The organism is Desulfogranum marinum (assembly GCF_016918565.1).
GTDB lineage: Bacteria > Desulfobacterota > Desulfobulbia > Desulfobulbales > Desulfobulbaceae > Desulfogranum > Desulfogranum marinum.
Window position 1 is genome coordinate 14,674 of record NZ_JAFFQD010000048.1, and the last position, 16,959, is coordinate 31,632.

9 protein-coding genes and 1 pseudogene are annotated in these 16,959 nt (G+C 46.8%); all 10 read left to right on the plus strand.

Annotated elements, in window-relative coordinates; genetic code table 11:
- The 10 genes and pseudogenes from pfkB to JWH17_RS19895 all read left to right on the plus strand — a co-directional run bounded on the left by pfkB (nucleotide 1) and on the right by JWH17_RS19895 (nucleotide 16,707).
- Nucleotides 1-930 carry a 1-phosphofructokinase gene (pfkB, locus tag JWH17_RS19850; RefSeq protein WP_205224434.1) on the plus strand — a complete coding sequence of 310 codons (930 nt, stop codon included), beginning with the start codon at nucleotides 1-3 and terminating at the stop codon, nucleotides 928-930.
- A gap of 344 nt (nucleotides 931-1,274) precedes the next feature.
- On the plus strand, nucleotides 1,275-2,249 hold the full coding sequence (locus JWH17_RS19855; protein ID WP_205224435.1) for a class II fructose-bisphosphate aldolase: 975 nt from the start codon (nucleotides 1,275-1,277) through the stop codon (nucleotides 2,247-2,249).
- Between the two features lie 66 nt (nucleotides 2,250-2,315).
- The gene (gene gap / locus JWH17_RS19860; protein WP_205224436.1) at nucleotides 2,316-3,335 is read left to right on the plus strand and encodes a type I glyceraldehyde-3-phosphate dehydrogenase; all 1,020 of its coding nucleotides are present in this window, start codon (nucleotides 2,316-2,318) and stop codon (nucleotides 3,333-3,335) included.
- A 144-nt stretch (nucleotides 3,336-3,479) separates the two neighbouring features.
- Complete coding sequence (gene eno, locus JWH17_RS19865; RefSeq protein WP_205224437.1) at nucleotides 3,480-4,772, plus strand: phosphopyruvate hydratase; 1,293 nt, start codon at nucleotides 3,480-3,482, stop codon at nucleotides 4,770-4,772.
- 62 nt (nucleotides 4,773-4,834) lie between these two features.
- On the plus strand, nucleotides 4,835-6,082 hold the full coding sequence (locus tag JWH17_RS19870) for a glucose-1-phosphate adenylyltransferase (RefSeq protein ID WP_205224438.1): 1,248 nt from the start codon (nucleotides 4,835-4,837) through the stop codon (nucleotides 6,080-6,082).
- A gap of 74 nt (nucleotides 6,083-6,156) precedes the next feature.
- Nucleotides 6,157-8,127, plus strand: a complete 1,971-nt coding sequence (locus tag JWH17_RS19875; RefSeq protein WP_205224439.1) for a fructose-1,6-bisphosphatase — start codon at nucleotides 6,157-6,159, stop codon at nucleotides 8,125-8,127.
- A 254-nt stretch (nucleotides 8,128-8,381) separates the two neighbouring features.
- Nucleotides 8,382-10,268 (plus strand): 1,4-alpha-glucan branching protein GlgB, encoded by a 1,887-nt coding sequence (gene glgB, locus JWH17_RS19880; protein WP_205224442.1) that lies wholly within the window; start codon nucleotides 8,382-8,384, stop codon nucleotides 10,266-10,268.
- An 86-nt stretch (nucleotides 10,269-10,354) separates the two neighbouring features.
- Complete coding sequence (locus JWH17_RS19885) at nucleotides 10,355-11,983, plus strand: alpha-D-glucose phosphate-specific phosphoglucomutase (protein WP_205224440.1); 1,629 nt, start codon at nucleotides 10,355-10,357, stop codon at nucleotides 11,981-11,983.
- A 19-nt stretch (nucleotides 11,984-12,002) separates the two neighbouring features.
- Nucleotides 12,003-13,565: a glycogen synthase gene (locus JWH17_RS19890; RefSeq protein WP_205224441.1), complete on the plus strand. Its 1,563-nt coding sequence runs from the start codon at nucleotides 12,003-12,005 to the stop codon at nucleotides 13,563-13,565.
- 678 nt (nucleotides 13,566-14,243) lie between these two features.
- Nucleotides 14,244-16,707: pseudogene (locus JWH17_RS19895) on the plus strand (glycogen/starch/alpha-glucan phosphorylase).
- The last annotated feature ends 252 nt before the right edge of the window (nucleotides 16,708-16,959 follow it).

The following is a 16,959-nucleotide window of genomic DNA, read 5'->3' on the forward strand; positions in this document are numbered from 1 at the left end:
ATGATTTATACCGTAACCCTGAATCCTGCCGTCGACCGCGAACTAACAGTCGGTGAGATCGCTTTTGACACGGTGCTTCGCGCATCCCAGTGGCAAGTAGACTGCGGCGGGAAGGGCTTCAACGTAGCCCGAATGCTCAATTCGCTGGGGGTTCCCAGTGTTGCCATGGGGTTCGCTGCCGGCAAAACCGGAGAGTTACTTGAAGAAAAGCTTGTCGCTCTTGGAATCGAGACGGACTTTGTCTGGGTGGAAGGAGAAACCCGGACCAATGTGTCCATCGTCAGCAGCGAAAGCAGCCACTATGTCAAAGTCAATGAACCCGGACCAACCATCAAGGAAAGCGATTTAGCATTGCTAAAGGAAAAGATCGTTACCAATGTAAAACCCGGCGACTGGTGGGTGCTGGCTGGCAGCCTCCCCCCTGGAGTTGCTGCTGATTTCTATGGTGAGCTTATCGAGCTCATCCATTCGGCAGGTGCCAAGGTTTTTCTCGATACCAGCGGCGAGCCGCTGAAGCAAAGCTGTGCTGCCGGCCCATTACTGGTAAAGCCAAATGATGAGGAAGCCCACGAGTTAACCGGACTACCGGTAAGCACCACAGAAGAGATCGCTGTTGCCGCAGAGGCCTTGAAAAAGTTGGGGCCAGCCAATGTGATTGTTTCTTTGGGAAAAGAAGGCGCCTTGCTGGTGAATGGGCAGGATACATGGAAGGCGGCTAGCCCGGCAATTGTTGAGAAAAACCCCATTGGCGCCGGCGACTCAATGGTTGCTGGAGTGGTATGGGGGCTCAGCGAAGGAGTTGAACTCTCCGAGGCACTACGCTGGGGCATTGCCTGCGGCGCTGCTACTGCCGGTCAAAACGGCACGACAGTGGGAACACTTGCTCAAGTCAGGGATTTATTGCCGAAGGTTAAGCTTATACAACTCTAACCCGAATTTCTCATGAGCATTTTGTCATTTTTCGATAAGGTTAGTAATTTCAGTCTGATGTCATTAAAATCAATCAGATATCAATTTAACAAAATGCTCACCAAAGGTCAGTCCATGCGGTACCATCTTCTTCAGTATTTTGGCAGTAAAAGGTAAGCGTAGACTCCGATAGTCTACTATGATTTACTACCAAAAACTTCGAACCTGGCACCGCCTGAACTGATGAGAAATCCGGGCTAATACAATTTTAGCACACCCGGCTGGGTTGAACTGCTTATCCGGGAGCAGGTTAGCCATCTATTCGTTACCGAATTTTTTTAATCCCATTGCTTAAGGAGCTTGAAATGAATCATAATTATACTGAGCTCGGCTTGGTAAACACCAAGGAAATGTTTGCCCAGGCTATGCAGGGTAAGTATGCGGTCCCTGCGTACAATTTCAACAATATGGAACAGTTGCAAGCGATTGTTACCGGCTGTGCCCAGTCCGGTTCTCCTGTTATTCTTCAGGTTTCAGGTAGTGCCAGAAAATATGCCGACCCGATATTTTTACCCTACATGGTACAAGGAGCCGTTGCCATGGCCAGGGATATAGGGAGCAGCATTCCCATAGCCCTTCACCTTGATCACGGTTCCAGCTTTGAGCAGGCAAAGGACTGTATCGATTCCGGTTTCTCTTCGGTAATGATTGATGGCTCCCATCACAGCTTTGAAGAGAATATCAAGGTAACAGTCGAGGTTGTTGAATACGCACATACATTTGATGTCACAGTGGAAGGGGAACTTGGCGTGTTGGCCGGGGTGGAAGATGAGGTTTCATCTGAGGTGTCGCATTACACCAGGCCTGAAGAGGTGGAGGAATTTGTGGAGAAGACCGGGGTGGACAGCTTAGCCATCTCCATCGGCACCTCCCACGGTGCGCATAAATTCAAGCTTGCCCCCGGTGAGCTGCCCCCGCCGTTGCGCTTCGATATTTTAGAAGAAATTGAAAAACGCCTTCCTGGTTTTCCCATTGTCCTTCATGGTGCATCTTCAGTCACTCCCAAGCATGTTGATATGATCAATGAGTTTGGCGGCAATCTGGAGAGTGCAGTGGGCATCCCGGTTGATCAACTCCGCCGAGCCGCAGGATCAGCTGTCTGCAAAATTAATATCGACAGTGATGGTCGTTTGGCAATGACGGCTGTTATTCGCAAAGTGTTTGCCCAAAGCCCGGCAGAGTTTGACCCACGTAAATATCTCGGACCTGCCCGGGATGAGTTGATCACATTGATCAAAGAGAAAAACGAAAATGTTCTCGGTAGCGCCGGCAAATTCTAAATTCGCATTCAAAAAATTGGAATAAAGCTTCCATCGCACCATCTATTTCAAATTGGAGGAAAAAAAATGTTTAAAGTTGCTATTAACGGTTTTGGAAGAATAGGAAGACTTACGTTTCGGAAAATCTTTGGCGATGATCGTTTTGAAGTTGTGGCCATTAACGATTTAACAGAGCCAAAAATGCTTGCCCATCTCCTGAAATATGACAGTGTACAAGGTCGTTTCACTGGGCATACAGTTGAAAGTACGGAAGATGCTCTTGTCATCGACGGCAAGGAAATCAGAGTGTACAAGGACCCGGAACCAAAGAACCTTCCATGGGGTAGCCTCGGTGTAGACATTGTCTTGGAATGCACCGGATTTTTCTGCGCAAAGGACAAGAGTCAGGCACATATTGATGCAGGTGCAAAGCGGGTCCTTATTTCAGCTCCTGCGGGCAGTGATCTGCCAACCATTGTTTACGGCGTCAATCATCATACATTGAAAAGTGATGATCTCATTGTTTCCGGTGCATCCTGTACCACCAATTGCCTCGCTCCAATGGCAAAGGCATTAAATGAATATCGTGAGTTACGAACAGGCTTCATGACCACGATTCATGCATATACAGGCGACCAGATGATTATTGATGGCCCGCACAGGAAAGGTGATTTTCGTCGTGCAAGAGCCGGGGCAATAAACATTGTACCTAATTCAACTGGTGCTGCAAAAGCGATTGGTCTCGTCATTCCTGAACTTGATGGAAAGCTGATTGGATCGGCACAACGCGTTCCAGTTGCTTCCGGCTCCATCACTATCCTTGATGCTACCTTAAAAGATGAGACCGACTCTGTAAGTGTTGAGGGGCTCAATGAGGCAATGCACAAGGCTGCAGATGAATCCTTTGGCTATTCCGACGAGGAGCTGGTGTCAAGCGATACAATCGGCATGAGCTATGGTTCGCTTTTCGATTCCACCCAAACACTTGCACAACGTTGTGGAACAAATATTTATGAGGTGAGAGTTGTATCCTGGTATGACAATGAAATGAGCTATGTCAGTCAATTAATCAGAACCTTAAATCACATGGGAAGTTTGATGAAATAAGCACCAATTTATCAACTATACATTGATATCCCTCGTCGTTCACCGGGGGATATCTGCAGGGATGCATTTTTTCTGTGAATTGTATCCGAAAAAATTGGTTTGATCATATCGGGGATGGATAAATAGCCAATAAGGGGGGAAGTGATGGCAAAAATAAGCAAAATAGTAGGCCGTGAAGTGATTGACTCAAGGGGAAACCCTACCGTAGAAGCGGATGTGTACCTGGAATCGGGTGCATGTGGCAGGGCGGTAGCCCCATCCGGAGCGTCAACCGGCTCCCGGGAAGCCCTTGAACTGAGGGATGGTGACAAAAACCGTTATCTGGGAAAAGGTGTTCTACAGGCTGTTGCAGCAGTAAATGATGCTATAGCCCCTGCTCTTATCGGTAAAGATGGTGATAACCAGAAAGCCATAGATACAATAATGATTGAACTGGACGGGACCGAGAACAAAGAGCAACTTGGTGCCAACGCGATTCTCGCGGTTTCCCTTGCTAATGCAAAAGCGTTGGCCATGGAGAAAAAAATTCCTCTGTATCAGCATATCTCAGAACTCAACGGCACCCCCGGCAGGTATTCAATGCCTGTACCGATGATGAACATCATTAACGGTGGGGAGCATGCGGACAATAATGTTGATATCCAGGAATTCATGATCCAGCCGGTAGGCGCGAAAAACTTTCGAGAAGCTCTCAGGATGGGTGCCGAAATTTTTCATAACCTGAAAAAGGTGTTGAGCGAAAAAGGGTTAAACACCGCAGTGGGGGATGAAGGTGGCTTTGCACCCAATCTCGCTTCTAATGAAGAGGCGTTGTCTGTTATTGTCAAGGCGGTTGAAAAAGCCGGCTACCAGATGGATAAAGATATAACCCTGGCTCTTGACTGTGCAGCATCCGAATTTTACGCAAACAACATCTACAACCTGAAAGGTGAAGGGAAGACTTTTGATTCTGAAGGTTTTGGCGATTATTTAGCTGAACTCTGTGAAAAGTATCCTATTATTTCCATTGAAGATGGCCTTGATGAAAGTGACTGGGATGGTTGGGCAAGTTTGACCCAGAAAATCGGATCCCGTATTCAGTTGGTTGGTGATGATCTCTTTGTGACCAATACCAAAATATTTAAGCGAGGTATAGACACCGGCGTTGCCAACTCTATTCTTATTAAGTTCAACCAGATCGGTTCGTTGACCGAGACCCTGGAAGCTATACAAATGGCTAAAGATTCCGGCTATACCGCTGTCATTTCCCATAGAAGCGGAGAAACGGAAGACGTAACCATTGCAGACTTGGCGGTTGGGACAGCTGCCGGACAGATCAAAACAGGCTCCCTCTGTCGTTCTGATCGTGTTGCCAAGTATAACCAATTGTTGCGCATCGAAGAGGAACTTGGAGAAAAAGTAAGGTATGCGGGACGTAAAGGTATTAAGGGGCAGTAAGACACATTTTTCCGTCTGTTAGAAACAGCCGTCAAAACAAAGTAGGGGGGGGATTGTCTGCAATGATGAATGATGTTCTTGGTTTAATTATGGGGGGAGGGCGTGGAACCAGATTGTACCCTTTAACAAAAAAACGCTCAAAACCAGCGGTTCCGGTGGCAGGTAAATACCGTTTGATTGATATTCCCGTAAGTAACTGCCTCCATTCCGGTATCGATAAAATAGCTATCCTGACGCAGTTCAACTCAGTTTCTCTTCATCGACATATTTTTAGAACCTATCGCCGTGATATGTTCACTGACGGCTGGGTGCAAATCTTGGCTGCAGAGCAGACCCCCGGCAGCACCGGCTGGTATCAGGGTACGGCTGATGCTGTTCGACAACAGCTGGTCGAGATAAAAAATTCAGACACCAAATATGTCATCATCCTTGCCGGCGATCATCTCTACCGGATGAATTATAAAAAATTTGTTGAGTATCATGTGGAATCCAAGGCTGATATTACGTTGGCGGTGCAGCCGGTGAGTGCTCAAGAGGCACCCGCCCTGGGTATTCTCAAAAGGAACTCTGATGGTGAAATTACTCGTTTTTCCGAAAAGCCTGGCCCGGAGCTGTTAGATGATTTAATAAGTACCCCTGACTCCGACAAACCGTTCATGGCGTCCATGGGGATATATGTCTTTTCAACAGAAGTTCTCTCAAAACTGTTGTCTGCATCAGGCGACGATTTCGGTAGTGATATAATTCCAAAAGCTCTGTCGGGCCATAAGGTAATGGGGCATGTCTTTGATGGATATTGGGCGGATATAGGGACTATACGCCGTTTTTATGAAGTTAATCTGGAGTTGGCCGGTGGCCAATCATTTGATCTCAATGCGGTCAATCAACCCGTCTATACAAATGCGCGTTTTTTACCCCCCACCGAGCTTCAGGGAGCGAAACTCTCCAAGGTCCTGCTGGCTAAGGGATGCCGTATCGGCGGTGCGGATATAAGCAATTCCGTAGTAGGGTTACGCAGTGTCATCGGCTCTAAGGTGGTCATGCGTGACACTATTATGATGGGCTCAGACTTTCATGAGACCGATGAGCAACGTGCGGAAAATATATGTCTGTCCCGTCCCGATATAGGGATTGGCGATGGCTCCGTCATAGAGAGTGCAATCCTCGACAAGAAGGCCCGTATAGGGCGCAATGTTCACATTCGTTCACTCCCCGATCGACCCGACTCGGAAAATGACAACTGGGTGGTCCGAGATGGCTTGGTGGTGGTCCCCAAAAGTGGCGTTATTCCTGATAATACTGTGATCTGAGTAGGCTGCGGGATTCTGTAAATAGTTTGGGACGCCCTTGATAAGCCCAAAATCAACTCAAGAGGAACTGATCCATGAAGCCATATTCAGAGCATATGCGTTATCTGAAGCATCTGGCCAAAGAGTTCTCTTCCCAGGAAGCTGTCGCTGAGGCTATAATCAATTTAGAAGCTCAACTGAATCTACCCAAGGGTACGGAACATTTCATCTCCGACATACACGGCGAATATGAAGCTTTTAGTAAGTTGGTGAGCCACGCATCCGGTTCGATAAAAAGAAAAATAGAAGAGATTTTCCAAGAAACGCTCTCTGCAAAGGAACAAGTACAGCTTGGTGCCCTTATTTATGATCCGGATCGAATGCTTGGAACCATGTTGCCGGCTGCCGACGAACAGGATCAATGGTACCAGAATACCTTGTATCGCATGATCCAGGTGCTTCGTGCTGTTGCATCAAAATATCCCCGTTTCAAGGTCAGGCAATTGATTGAGGGACGTTTTGAAGGTTTGGTGGAAGAGCTCCTCTATGAAAAAGAAACTTTGCCTGACAAAGCCGAGTATTATCAGAGCATTATCAGGACAACCGTTGCATCCGGCCACGGAAGAGCTTTCATCGTAGTGATAGCTGAGGCTATCCAGCGTCTCGCCATCGATCATCTCCATGTGGTAGGGGATATTTTTGATCGTGGTCCGGGCGCGCACCTCATTATGGATCGGTTGATGAGCTATCACAGCATCGACATACAATGGGGTAATCACGATCTTTTGTGGATGGGGGCGGCCAGCGGTTGCGACGCCTGTATTGCGAATGTTATCAGGATCTCTCTTCGTCACGGCAATATGGACACCCTGATAGACGGATATGCCATAAGCCTGCTACCCCTTGCCTCCCTGGCAATCGAAATTTATGGTGATGATTCCTGCGACCTTTTTTTGCCGCAGAAGTTCAATGCATCGAGCGATTCTGAAGGGGAGCGAAGAATGATGGCTCAGATGCATAAAGCCATCACTGTTATTCAATTCAAACTGGAAGCACAGATTATAGCTCGTCGACCGGAATATGGTCTTGAAGATCGCCGGCTTCTCCATCATCTGGACCTCGAGCAGGGAACCGTAAAGATAGATGATCAGATGCATCCTTTAAAGGATGCCCTTTTTCAAACCGTCGCACCGGAATCACCCTATACATTGACATCAGCAGAGCAGCATGTGATGGACAGGTTGAAAGTGGCTTTTTTGCACAGCGAAAAACTCCAGCAACATACTCGTTTCCTCTTTAACAAAGGGAGTATCCATAAAATCTATGATGGTAATTTGCTGTACCATGGCTGCATTCCCATGAATAGTGACGGCTCATTTACATCTCTGCACCTGGGGAATAAGGAATACGAGGGAAGTGAGTTAATGGAAGCGTTTGATAATCTTGCCAGGCAGGGCTTTTTTTGCTCTGAGGATTCCATTGAAAAGCAGTCCGGCCAGGACGCCATGTGGTACCTGTGGTGCGGCCCCTGTTCGCCCCTGTTTGGTAAGGATAAGATGACAACCTTTGAGCAATATTTCATTGCTGACAAAGCCACCCATAAGGAGCCTCGTAATATATATTACACCTTTCGGGATGACGAACAGATGGTTAAGCGTATGTTGGAAAGGTTCGGTCTCAACCCAGAGACAGGCCATATAATAAACGGCCATGTCCCCGTAATTGTAAAAGAAAAAGAACTCCCCCAAAAAGGAAGAGGACGATTGCTTGTAATCGATGGTGGCTTTGCCAAGGCCTACCAGGAGAAGACCGGTATTGCCGGATATACATTGGTTTCTAATTCATGGGGGCTTCTGCTGGCGACCCACCAGCGTAAGGTGGATGATCTGCTCTCTAACACCGCTGCCCACGACATCGACTGCACTACTGAGATTCTTGAAAACAGGAAGCAGCGTATTCGTATCAAAGATACAGATGTAGGCAGAGAGATGCGACAAACGATAGAAGAGCTTACCACGTTGCACGAGGCGTATCAAAAAGGCATTATTGTGCAGGATAGAGTCTGAACTTAAACGTAATAAGGCTATCTTGAATTATTAGCAATTTTGACTCGGGAGACAGATCGAAGTCTTCGCTATCTACTTTTCATAAAAAACCATGAAAAAAAATCAGTCCCCTGTCTGCTTCGGTAAGATCTGCCACAACGTTGACATCGCTACACTGTTATGAAAATTTTAATTACGGCAAGGCAACTCTTGATAATGGAAGTTCTGCTCCAGATAAAGAAACTGCAGGGGAGAAAGTTTTGAGTGATAAAAAAATGCTAACTGACTTTGATGCCTATCTTATGGGCGAAGGCAGCCACGAGCGGACCTATGAAAAAATGGGGGCTCAGCTGGTTGAGATTGACGGCAAAAAAGGTGTTTATTTCAGTGTCTGGGCCCCCAATGCACGGCAGGTATTTTTAATAGGCGATTTTAATGACTGGAATGATGAGAGCCACCCCCTCGCATCCAGTGACAGCGGGATATGGACGCTTTTTGTGCCGGAGTTATCCGAGTATGCAGTGTATAAATACCGAATAGTGAGCCAATCAGGTGAAAATTTTGAGAAAGCCGATCCCTATGGCTTTGCTATGGAGCAGCGTCCAAGAACCGCCTCGGTGGTTGCAGATCTTAACCGCTATCACTGGTCCGATGGAGACTGGATTAGCAGGCGGGAAGAATTCCAGGCGCTTGATCGACCGCTCTCCATTTATGAGGTCCATCTCGGTTCCTGGCGAAAAGTGCCCGACGAAAAATGGGGCTCCCGCTACCTGACATATCGTGAATTAGCCGATGAACTCATTCCCTATGTGGTGGAGATGGGATACACCCATCTCGAACTGCTTCCCATCACCGAGTATCCTTTTGATGGTTCCTGGGGCTACCAGGTGCTGGGATTTTATGCTCCCACAAGCCGATTTGGCAGCCCGGAAGACCTGATGTATTTTATCGATACGTGCCACCAGCACAAGTTAGGGGTTATCCTTGACTGGGTCCCTGCTCACTTTCCAAAAGACGGAGCCGGGCTGAACTTTTTTGATGGTACCGATCTCTATTCTCATACAGATTCAAGGCAAGGAGAACATCAGGACTGGGGAACTAAGATTTTTAACTATGGACGTAATGAGGTCCGGTCCTTCCTTATCTCAAACGCCTTATTTTGGATTGATAAATACCACTTTGACGGTTTGCGAGTTGATGCGGTGGCCTCGATGCTGTATCTGGATTATTCCCGTGAGGATGGAGAGTGGCTTCCTAATAAGTATGGTGGTCGGGAGAATCTGGAAGCAATCAGTTTCCTGCGTAAAATGAACGAGGTTGTCCATGGGGTTTATCCCGGAGTGCTTACCATGGCAGAGGAATCGACCTCATGGCCAATGGTCTCAAGACCTACCTATACCGGTGGCCTGGGGTTTAGCCTCAAGTGGAATATGGGCTGGATGCACGATACTCTCGGATATATGAGCAAAGATCCTATCCATCGTAAATATCATCAAAATGATATGACCTTTGGTCTTCTCTATGCGTTTAACGAAAACTTCATTTTACCGTTGTCCCATGATGAAGTGGTGCATGGCAAAGGCACGCTGCTCACCAGAATGGCGGGGGATGATTGGCAGAAATTTGCTAACTTACGCGCTTACTATGGTTTTATGTGGGCCCATCCTGGGAAAAAACTCCTGTTTATGGGGGGCGAATTTGGTCAGTGGCAGGAATGGAACTTCGACACCAGCCTGGAATGGGATTCGCTCAAGGCACCAAATCATAAGGGTTTGCAACGCTTGGTTCAGGATTTGAATGGACTGTATAAAAATGAACCAGCGCTTTATGAAAATGATTTTGAAGCAAGTGGGTTTGAATGGATTGACGCCAGCGATACTGACAACAGCGTCCTGTCTTTTATACGCAAAGCAAAATCAAGTGATGCATTCCTCGTCATCGTCTCAAACTTTACTCCGGTTCCATGGCATGGGTATCGTATTGGTGTACCTCAACCAGGTGAGTATCAAGAGGTCTTCAATAGTGATTCCGAGAAGTATTGGGGAAGTAATGTGGGCAACGATGGAGGGCTAACCACGGATCAGGTACCAATGCACGGGTATTCACAGTCACTATCGCTGACATTGCCGCCGTTGGCAACGGTAATCCTAAAAAGGCAATAAGGTCAGCCTCAACAAACCATGACAGTAACTACGGCGTTATAATGATTCAGGAATCTAAAATTTTCTTTTAAAGGGGGAAGAGAGTAATGAAGCGAGTGAAAATTCAATCCCACCCATATTCCGGCCAAAAACCTGGGACATCCGGGTTGCGCAAAAAAGTTGCGGAGTTTCAACAACCCCATTATCTGGAAAATTTTGTGCAAGCGATTTTTAATACCATCGGCCCCTGTTCAGACCATACGTTGGTAATCGGTGGCGACGGTCGTTTTTATAATCGGGAGGCCATTCAAATCATCATACGCATGGCCGTAGCCAATGGATTCTCGCGTCTCTTAGTGGGGCGGGGTGGTATCCTGTCAACACCTGCAGCAAGTTGTGTCATTCGCAAATATAAGGCCTTTGGCGGCATTGTTTTATCTGCAAGCCATAACCCGGGTGGACCGACTAAAGACTTTGGTATCAAATATAATGCAACCAATGGCGGGCCGGCGCCGGAAAAAGTTACCGATGAGATTTATCAGCAAACGCAAAAGATTGAAGAATATTTTTCGATTGAGTCAGAAGATATAGATCTGGACGTACTGGGTAACCATCAAATAGGTGAAGCCCACATTGAAATTATTGATCCGGTAGTTGACTATGCCGACTTGATGGAATCGATATTTGATTTCCAGGCCATGTCGTCTTTGTTTTCCGGAGGGGAGTTCCGAATGTGCTTTGATGCCATGCATGCAGTCACGGGACCTTATGCCAAAGAAATTCTGGAAAACCGACTGGGAGCACCCAAGGAGACGGTCATCAACGCGGTCCCGCTAACGGATTTTGGCGGTGGCCACCCTGATCCAAATCAGGTTCATGCGCAAGAGCTTGTATCCCGCTTATCGGGTCCCGATGCACTGGATTTTGGTGCGGCTTCCGATGGAGACGGTGACCGAAATATGGTGTTGGGTAAGGATTGTTATATCAATCCCTGTGATAGCCTGGCAATTTTAGCCGCCAACGCACAAATGATTCCCGGTTACAGACAAGGCATTGTCGGAATCGCTCGTTCCATGCCAACCAGCAGAGCAGCCGATCGTGTTGCGGCGGCATTGGGTGTTGAATGTTATGAGACACCTACCGGCTGGAAGTTTTTTGGTAACCTGCTCGATGCCGGAAAAATTACCCTTTGTGGCGAAGAAAGCTTTGGCACCGGTTCAAACCATGTACGAGAGAAAGATGGTCTATGGGCAGTATTATTCTGGATAAACCTGATTGCAGCAAAGCAATTGCCCGTTGCTTCGATAGTCAGCGAACACTGGAAGCAGTATGGTCGTGACTATTTCACAAGGCACGATTATGAAGGTGTGGATAGTGATAAAGCTCGACAGATGATTGACCATCTTCGCTCTACTCTTGATCAACTGTCGGGGCGGGAGTTTGGTGGGCTTCACGTTGAAGCTGCTGATGATTTTGCCTACCATGATCCGGTAGATCATAGTGAATCAACAACACAAGGGATACGGATTTTTTTCAGTAATGGGGGGAGAATCGTATTCCGTTTATCAGGTACCGGTACTGAGGGTGCAACATTACGGGTCTACCTCGATTGTTATAAAGATGCTGTATTAAACCAGGAGCCTCAAGAGGCTCTGGCTGCTCTGATAGAAGCAGCTGAACAGATAGCTGCTATTAAGCAGTCGACCGGACGTGTGGCTCCAGACGTCATAACCTAACGTGGAAACCCTTTAAATTATGAATATTTTAATGGTTGCATCTGAAAATGACGCACTACCCGGCGGTAAGGTTGGTGGTATTGGTGACGTAATAAGAGATATCCCCCCTGCCCTTGGAGATCAAGGTCATCAAGTCCAAGTGATCACACCGGGGTATGGTCTTTTTTCCCAGTTACCTGGTGCTACCCTTCAGGGATCAGTCCAGGTGCCGTTCGCAAGTAAAACAGAGACCATCAACCTTTTTAGGGTACCAGCAAAAAATACTCATGAAAATGTACGGATCTGGGTGATAGAGCATCCGCTGTTTTCTGTTGGTGGCATCGGCAGCATCTATTGTAATGATCCCTCAAACAGGCCTTACGCTACCGATGCCACCAAATTTGCCTTGTTTTGTTCGGCTGTTTGTCAGGCGATAGCAAATGATCACTTCGGCACACTTGATGTGCTGCATTTGCATGATTGGCATGCAGCGATCGTCGCGCTGTTGCTGGCGTATGAACCGCAATATCATACGTTGCAGAATATCCGCTCGGTTTTCACCGTACATAACCTGGCCCTGCAGGGAATACGCCCCTTGGAAGGGGATGAATCTTCCTTGCAATCCTGGTTTCCACAGCTCAGATATGACCATGAACCAATTCACGATCCAAGAGTAGTCCACTGTGTTAATTTGATGCGAACCGGCATCAACCTTTGTGACAAGGTACACACCGTATCTCCTACCTATGCACAGGAAATTTTGCTCCCCAGCAATATGGATCAAGGATATTTTGGTGGTGAAGGCCTTGAAAAGGACTTAAAACTGGCTGCAGATAATGGTCGCTTACATGGGATCCTCAATGGATGCGAATACCCCAGCAGGCGATATACTCAGGTTCCTCTTGCTGAGTTACTCGTGCAGTCGGAGAAAGAATTATTGCATTGGATTGCGGCCACGGTAACTGTTAGAAGTGCTCATCTCATTGCATTGCACAACCTGAACAGGTGGCTGGGGTCACCATCTGATAAAGCGTTTTTTGTGTTAACATCAGTCGGTCGGGTCACTGACCAAAAAGTACGTATACTTAAACAGGAAATGACTAATGGTCAGTCTGCGCTGGAACACTTACTCGATATTCTTGGCGATGATGGCATTTTTCTGATGCTGGGCAGTGGTGATAGCGAGCTGGAAACTTTCCTTACAAAAGTAGCCGCCGGTAAACCAAATTTTATCTTTCTCAATGGATATTCTGCATCCTTGGCAGATTTATTTTATGAAAGTGGTGATTTATTCCTGATGCCCAGTTCCTTTGAGCCTTGTGGCATTAGTCAGATGCTGGCAATGAGAGCCGGCCAGCCATGCCTTGTTCATGGCGTTGGCGGCTTGTGCGATACAGTTAAAGACAATGAGAATGGGTTTGTCTTTACAGGGAATAGTTTATCGGACCAAGCCGGGAGTATGCTGGAATGTTTCAAGACAAGCGTAGAGCTACATGACACTCGTATCGAGCAATGGCAACAGATCTCTACGCAAGCAGCCAAGGAACGATTCTCGTGGAGTGATGTGGCAAAAAAATATGTGAGTTCTTTATATACAGGCTGAATAGTTCCATTTTGGATTGAAACTATGCGCATATAAAATTACTCAAAATCAGGAAAAATTTGTCGAGTTACGCTCAAATGCAATAATCCCGATAGTGCTCAACGTGCGATAGTCGTTGGAGATTTCAATGGCTGGTCACGCAAAGAAAATCTCATGAAAAAACTAAAAATGGCAGTTTCTCAGTAACCCTCTCCCTACAGTCCGGAAATGCTTATCAATTCCGATATGTTCTGGATGGAACTACCTGGGTTAATGACGAGAAGGCAGATAATTACGTTACCAATCAATATGGAGAAGAAAACTCGGTTATAACTGTATAGAGCATACCCTTTTGAACGGCATGACATTTATGAGCCCGTGGATTTACTGTCTTTTCGCCCAATCTCTCAGAGTCTAGCGCTTACCTTGTTATGCTGATAAAATAATCATCCGAATATCAACTATATGCCTGTGGTTATTTTTTAAGCATGCCTCGGAGGCTTCGCTTACCTGACCTTGAACGAAAACCCTAGTAAATCAACAGACTCATTTATTATCAAATTCAGCACACGCACCAGCTATCACCATGAAATTAAAAGAATTAATCCAGGGAAATGATAACGCCGGCTGTGGATTCCGTGCAAATATTGGTCACTGACGAATCGTCAGCATTTACACTACATTGAAAGAACGAAAATTATGACTAAGGCAATTTCTTTTAAACATCAAAATCATTCGTTGAATAATGATTTACAGCGACATCTTGAAGTCACACTGGGTCGAGATGATGTGGGCGAATCCCACAACTACTTATACCATGCATTGGCACTGGCGGTACGCGACAGGCTAGTTGAAAAGTGGCACCAAACCCGCGAGCGTTATGATCAGGAAAAACCTAAAAGAATTAGTTATCTCTCACTCGAGTTTCTCATCGGACGCAGTTTAAACAACGCAGTTCTCAACCTCGACTTGGAATCTCAAGTGCGTGAGGCGTTAAACCACTATGCCTGTGAACTTGAGGAAGTAGAAAGTGCCGAGATGGATGCAGGTCTTGGTAATGGTGGTCTGGGTCGTTTAGCGGCCTGCTTTCTGGACAGCTGCGCCAGTTTGAATCTTCCTGTTACAGGTTACGGAATTCGCTATCATTACGGAATGTTTCGCCAGAAAATTGAAAATGGCTTTCAGGTGGAGTGTCCAGACCCTTGGTTACGCAACGGGAATCCGTGGGAATTTAAAAGTCCGGAAAATATCTGCCGTGTAAAGTTTTTCGGAAGAAGCGATCACTATGATGATGACAATGGCAACCGCAGGGTTCGCTGGGTAGATAGTCATGATGTACTTGCGGTACCCTACGACATGCCAGTGCCGGGATATGGTGGAAAGACAGTCAATACCCTGCGTTTATGGAAGGCTGAAGCTACAGACGTAGTTTGATCTGAATGAGTTTAACTCGGGCAGTTATGCCGATGCTGTTGCCGAAAAAATCCGGGCCGAACAAATTACCATGGTGCTTTATCCCAACGATGTGAGTGAGCAGGGGAAAGAACTGCGCTTGCGGCAACAATATTTTCTGGCCAGTGCCAGTTTGCAGGATGTTCTTCGTCAGTGGGTTCGCGCTAACGGCAACGATTTTACTCACTTTGCAGACAAGAACGGCTTTCAACTCAATGACACTCACCCCACGGTCGCAATTCCTGAATTAATGCGATTGCTGATGGACGAGCAGGGGTTATGTTGGGATGATGCCTGGGACATTACGACAAAGACCATGGCCTATACCAATCACACTTTATTGCCTGAGGCCTTGGAAGCCTGGTCGGTGGCGTTGTTTCGTGAGCTGCTGCCAAGATTGATGGATATCACCTATGAAATTAATGCTCGGTTTTTAACTCAGGTTGCCCAGCGATGGCCTGGTGACTGTTATCGCCAGCAACGTATGTCGATCATCGAAGAAGGTGATCATCCGCGTATACGCATGGCTTATATGGCGATTATTGGTAGTTACTCAGTGAATGGTGTAGCCTCTCTTCATACCGATTTGTTGGCGCGCGGCCTGTTTGCTGATTTCTACCAACTCTGGCCCGAGAAATTTAACAATAAAACCAACGGGGTTACTCCAAGGCGCTGGCTATCCCATTGTAATCCAGGTTTGAAGTCACTGATTACCGAGGCCATAGGTGATCAATGGATAAGTGATTACCGGCAGTTTGAGCAGCTCAAGCCATTCGCGGATGATGTGCAGTTCGCAAAACGCTTCACCGCCATCAAACAACAGAACAAACAAGCGCTGACAGATCTGGTATTCAAAAATTGCGGCGTCCGGTTTGATATTGATATGATGTTTGATGTCCAGGTAAAACGGATACATGAGTACAAGCGCCAGTTACTTAATGTACTGCATATTATCCATCTCTATGATCGGGTTCGTCGCGGTGACACAGAAGGAATGGAGCCCCGCTGCGTCCTGATTGGCGGGAAAGCGGCGCCTGGTTATGTACTGGCTAAAACCATCATCAAGCTGATTAATAACGTTGCCCAAGTGATTAACCGCGATCATGCGCTCAACGATTGGTTGAAAGTCGCCTTTATTTCCGACTACAGCGTCACCGCCATGGAGATTATAGCGCCCGGTACCGACCTCTCTGAGCAAATATCCACAGCAGGTAAGGAGGCTTCCGGAACCGGCAACATGAAGTTCATGATGAACGGTGCAGTCACCATCGGAACGTTGGATGGCGCCAACATCGAAATTCGCGAAGCGGTTGGGGAAGAAAATTTTTTCCTGTTTGGCCTTACCGCCGACGAAGTAGAAGCCATTCGACCGGAATACGACCCTAATCATTCTATCGATGAAGATGATGATTTAACTCGAGTAATGAGCCTTCTTGAGAGTGGACATTTTAACCTTTTTGAAGACGGAATTTTCGATTCCATCATTGCCGCTATTCGCAGTCATTCTGATCTATGGATGATAGCGGCGGACTTTCGCAGTTACATCGACGCACAGGCACGGGTTGCCGAAATCTACAGAGACAAGCAAGCCTGGGCACGAATGAGTATTCTCAATACCGCTTCAAGCGGATATTTCTCCAGTGACCGCACGATCAATGAATATAAAGAGGATATCTGGCACAGGGAACTGAAAAACGAGACCAATTCCTGATAGCAGTTGAGTTTGAAATGAAAACGCCCTCCTTCCCTACTATTTTGAAAGAGGGCGTTTTTTCTTATCATTTCAGGTGAAGACTTACAGGAACCATGTAACGTTTTGTTTTTCCTCTGATCTAGCCCGACTTTCGCAATTCGCGACCATGTGGACGTGTAACTTGCTGTTTTTCCATAATCGACAATTTTAGGTCGGCACTACACGGCTTTTTTACAGGCCGCTTTGTCTGCTGCAATCCGTGGCGGAGGT

Bases quoted from the DNA above. Each gene is read 5' to 3' on its own strand.
- JWH17_RS19885 (WP_205224440.1), top strand. From the start codon at position 10,355: ATGAAGCGAGTGAAAATTCAATCCCACCCATATTCCGGCCAAAAACCT.
- glgB (WP_205224442.1), top strand. From the start codon at position 8,382: ATGCTAACTGACTTTGATGCCTATCTTATGGGCGAAGGCAGCCACGAG.
- JWH17_RS19890 (WP_205224441.1), top strand. From the start codon at position 12,003: ATGAATATTTTAATGGTTGCATCTGAAAATGACGCACTACCCGGCGGT.
- eno (WP_205224437.1), top strand. From the start codon at position 3,480: ATGGCAAAAATAAGCAAAATAGTAGGCCGTGAAGTGATTGACTCAAGG.
- gap (WP_205224436.1), top strand. From the start codon at position 2,316: ATGTTTAAAGTTGCTATTAACGGTTTTGGAAGAATAGGAAGACTTACG.
- JWH17_RS19870 (WP_205224438.1), top strand. From the start codon at position 4,835: ATGATGAATGATGTTCTTGGTTTAATTATGGGGGGAGGGCGTGGAACC.
- JWH17_RS19855 (WP_205224435.1), top strand. From the start codon at position 1,275: ATGAATCATAATTATACTGAGCTCGGCTTGGTAAACACCAAGGAAATG.
- JWH17_RS19875 (WP_205224439.1), top strand. From the start codon at position 6,157: ATGAAGCCATATTCAGAGCATATGCGTTATCTGAAGCATCTGGCCAAA.
- pfkB (WP_205224434.1), top strand. From the start codon at position 1: ATGATTTATACCGTAACCCTGAATCCTGCCGTCGACCGCGAACTAACA.